4 protein-coding genes and 1 pseudogene are annotated in these 3950 nt (G+C 64.7%); 2 read left to right on the top strand and 3 right to left on the bottom strand.

Features of this window, described 5'->3' with window-relative positions:
* A partial coding sequence (locus tag JS533_RS13405; protein WP_241515303.1) for a histidine phosphatase family protein occupies positions 1-459 on the bottom strand: 459 nt, incomplete at its 3' end.
* Between the two features lie 437 nt (positions 460-896).
* On the opposite strand from JS533_RS13405, the gene JS533_RS13400 reads away from it, so the two are divergent.
* A complete protein-coding gene (locus tag JS533_RS13400; RefSeq protein ID WP_241515301.1) occupies positions 897-2336 on the top strand; it encodes an MFS transporter in 1440 nt (479 codons plus the stop codon).
* Between the two features lie 3 nt (positions 2337-2339).
* Here JS533_RS13400 and JS533_RS13395 read toward each other — a convergent pair whose 3' ends face one another.
* Entirely contained in the window at positions 2340-2876 is a 537-nt protein-coding gene (locus JS533_RS13395) for a GtrA family protein (RefSeq protein ID WP_241515304.1), read from the bottom strand.
* Between the two features lie 112 nt (positions 2877-2988).
* Between JS533_RS13395 and JS533_RS13390 the strand changes: the two genes are divergently transcribed.
* Complete coding sequence (locus tag JS533_RS13390; RefSeq protein WP_241515299.1) at positions 2989-3336, top strand: phenylpyruvate tautomerase MIF-related protein; 348 nt, start codon at positions 2989-2991, stop codon at positions 3334-3336.
* 157 nt (positions 3337-3493) lie between these two features.
* Here the strand turns inward: JS533_RS13390 and JS533_RS13385 are convergent.
* A pseudogene (locus JS533_RS13385) lies at positions 3494-3950 on the bottom strand (formate--tetrahydrofolate ligase); the annotation flags it as partial.

Below are 3950 nucleotides of genomic sequence, written 5' to 3'. Positions count from 1 at the left end.
CTGCGCGACTTTTTCGCGTGCGAACTCGCTCATGCGCGCGGCGATGGAGCGGTACGACTCGCCCCAGCTCGGCTTGTACAGGTTGAGGACGAGTTTCCAGTTGCCGTTGCGCCACAGCGCGCCTTCGCCGTGGCCGATGCGTTTTCCGCGGAACTCGTTGCCCGCTTCGATGACGCGCGGGTCGGTTTCCAGCGTGAGCGGGGACTGGCCGCGCTGCGCGCGCACGTCGTTGAGCGCGTCGATGATCGCGCCGGCGGTTTCGCGCGTGCGTTCGAGCGGCGACGAGTAGACGGCGGAGATCGTGTTGGTCTGCGGGTTGCTGGCGAGATAGCGCGCGGTCGCTTCGGCCATGCGGCGGCCGCGATCGGACAGGTGGAAGCCGGGGAGCCGTTCGTAGAGCAGATGGCCGGGATTGTAGACCTTGCCGTGACGGACGAAGTGGATGGTGGTTGCGGGCATCATCGGCTCCCCTCAAAGAATTCACATTGCTTCTTCTCACTGTACCGCGTGTCGCGACCGGGGCGACCTATAGAGTGGCCGTGACCAAACAAGTGAAGAGCAACGCATGCATTCGCACGGCTGACCCACGGCACGGCAACATGACGCAGTGACCGTCGTCGGGGAGTAACGGGAAAGCCGGCCTTCAGACAACTACCAAACGGTAACCAACGTCGTCCGGAACCCGCCAAGGGAACGGACATCAGCCAAGCCAAAAGGTGCCAACCGGCATCATCCGAACCGACAATACGGCATCATCGTGCGAAGCGTGCGACGCGAAGCGTCAAACGATTTACCACATCGGGCGACGCCAGCGAGAACGCAACGACAAGGCCCGCCGCCGCGACGCAAAGCGACGGTCCGGCCTCAGACCCAACCGTGAGCAGAAAGGAGCGGCTATGGCAACCGCCGGTCATACCAGTCAGGTAGCGAGCGCGATCAAGGACATCAACCACAAACTCTTCGGCGGGTATGCGGAGCTGCTCCGCATACCCCACACCGCACGCTTCGCCGTCGGATCGGTCATCGCCTGCATGCCGTTCCCGATGGTCGGCATGACGATCACGATCTCCGTGCAGCACTACTACGGCAACTATTCGCTCGCCGGCGCGCTCACCGCGGTGCAGGCGATCGCGCTCGCCGTCTTCTCCCCCGTGCTCGGCAAGCTCGTCGACAAGTTCGGCCAGCGGCAGATCTCGATCCCGACGATCATCGTGTGGATGATCGCGGCGACCGCGCTGGTGACGTGCATCACCAACCGCGCGCCGTCGTGGATCCTGTTCTGCATCGTGCCGTTCATGGCCGCGATCCCGCCGTGGGGCGCGATGAGCCGTCAGCGTTGGACCAACCTGCTCAAGGGCGACCGCGAGCGCACGAACCGCGCGTTGAGCCTGTCGAGCGTGTTCGACGAGGCGATGTGGGTGATCGGCAACCCGCTCGCGTCCACGCTGGCCGTGATCTCCGGCCTGCTCGCATTCTCGTTCACCGGCGTGTGCGTGCTGGTGGGCGCGTTGATGGTGCTCACCGAGCTGACGACCGAGCCGAAGTCGCAGACCGTGCTCGCCCGCGAGGCCGGCATGACGCGCAAGCAGTACCGCGAGCGCGAGGCGGCCCGCGCGAAGGCCCTGCAGGCGGAGGCCGCGGTGGAGCGGGCCCGTTGCAAGGCGATCGACGAGGGGCTGTCCGAAGCGGAGGTGCAGGCGGCGATGCGGCTTGCGGAGGCCGACGTCAAGGCCGGGCGCAAGGAGTCGATCTGGGGCGCGGGCATGGTCGCGCTGTGCGTGACGTGGTTCGGACTGGGCGCGTTCCAGTCGGCGGCCGGCATCTCGATCATCGCGTTCGCGACCGAGGCCGGCATGAAGCAGTACACCGGCTTCGTGTTCGCGTGCTTCTCGATCAGCTCGCTGGTGGGCGCGCTCGTCTACGGCGCGAAGAACTGGACGATCCCGCTGTGGAAGCGCTTCTACTTCTGCCTGACCGTGGTCAACCTCGGCATCGGCTGCTTCATGTTCGCGCGTCACCTGTGGGTGATCATGATCATCTACCTGCTGATCGGCGTGTGCCAGGCGCCGACGTGGGTGAACGGCAACCAGCTGATGCTGCATCTGGTGCCGCCGACGCGGTTCACCGAAGGCATGGCGTGGATGGGCGCGATGAACTCGATCGGCGGCTCGGTCGGCTCGGCGATCGCCGGTCAGTTCATCGACCGGATGGGCTCGCACGGCGGTTTTCTGGTGGTCACGACGCTGGCGCTGGTTTCGCTGGCGATCGCGTACACCGGCTTCCGTCAGATCAAGTCGAGCACGGAAACGCCGACCCTGACGACCGTGAGCGTGTGACGCTTACTTCGGCCAGCCCTTGGGGGTGTGCTCGAGCGACCACAGGCCGAGACGGTGGGAGAAGCTCGCCTCCCACTTGGCCTCGAGCTCCTCGGCGGTGAGGCGGTTCTCGGCCTTCTTGAGACGGTTCATCGCGTTGGTGTGCGTGTCGTCGAGCAGCCATTTGCGGATGCAGAAGTTCCACACCATCACCACGACGGTGGCGATGAGCTTGCCGATGTTGGTGCGCAGCAGGTATTCGGCGTGCTGCGACCAGTAGGCGTCGCGGTTCATGCCGTACGTGGAGATCCAGATGATCGCGTCGTTCATGAACAGGCCGATCACGGCCGCGCCCACGAAGATCTCGATCTCCATCCAGCGGGCCATGTCCGGCCGGTGCTTGAACACGAACTTCATGCTCGCCAGATAGTTGAACACCAGCGAAATGAGGAAGGAGATGGTGGCGGCCAGCACGTTGTGCATGTGGAACACGCCGACCAGCAGGTTGAGGATGCCCCAGTCGATCACGAAGGCGATCACGCCCACGATGCCGAACTTCATCAGCTGCGCTATCAGTTTCTTCACGGGAATCCATTTAACACGTTGCGTTTGACCCGTGCGGATTAGGATGGAAGACGACGATTGTCGATCCTGATCCGATCAAGGAGGAATCATGCCCGTCATTCACACCCACGTTTCCGTCAAGACCACGCCCGAGCAGCGCGAGGCGCTCAAGACCGCGTACGGCAAGGCGATCACCGCGGTGCCTGGCAAGTCCGAAGGCTGGTTGATGTGCCCGTTCGAGGATGAGATGCCGATCTACTTCGGCGGCTCCGACGACCGGCCGGCCGCGTACGTGGAGGTCAACGTGTTCGGCCGCTCCGTGCCGGGCTCCGCATGGGAGAAGCTCACCGAGTCGATCATGGCCGCGCTCAGCTCCACGCTCGGCATCCCCGAGGACCGCACGTACATCCGCTACACCGCCACCACCGACTGGGGCTGGAACGGCGGCAACTTCTAGTTGCAGATATACAAAACTGAGGGAGCGAACGCCGTAAACCTACGCAGAATATGTAGGCCATGAGTGTACGCTCCCCCAGTCAGCTTCGCTGACAGCCCCCTCAGCCGAGGGGGCCGAGGCTGCCGCCAGCTTTAGGACGCCGCTCTATACCGACCGATCAGACGATCTTCGGCATCGGGGTGGTCAGGGACGTGGTCAGGTTCACGTGGACCAGACCGGCGCCGGCGTGCACTTCGACCTTCTTGAGGGTCACGGTGCGCTCCTCCTCCGGGGCGCGGTCGTTGTCGGTCATCGTGGCCGGGGACTTGACCGCGACCAGCGCGAGATCGTCGAGCGAGAAGCCCGCGTCCTTGCACAGTTCCGTGGCCTCGCCGAGCGAGTCGAGGAAGCCGTCCTTGAGCACCACGCGGTCGGCCGGCACGCCGTACGCGTTCTCGGCGACCCACTTGACGTTGTCGATCAGCGGCATGCCCTTGTGGCTGTCGCGCGCGGCCGGAGCGACGGCGTTCGTGAGCACGTCGACGAACGCGTCGATCTGGTCGGCCAGGCCGGCGCCGCCGTCGCGGTACAGGTTGCCGACGATCGGATCGCGGAAGCCGAGCTTGGCCGCGGTC

Origin of the sequence: Bifidobacterium amazonense (genome assembly GCF_018555435.2) — a bacterium.
In the GTDB taxonomy this organism is placed as follows: Bacteria; Actinomycetota; Actinomycetes; order Actinomycetales; family Bifidobacteriaceae; genus Bifidobacterium; species Bifidobacterium amazonense.
The sequence above is the reverse complement of the archived record's forward strand: the minus strand, read 5'-3'. Positions and strand labels throughout refer to the sequence as shown.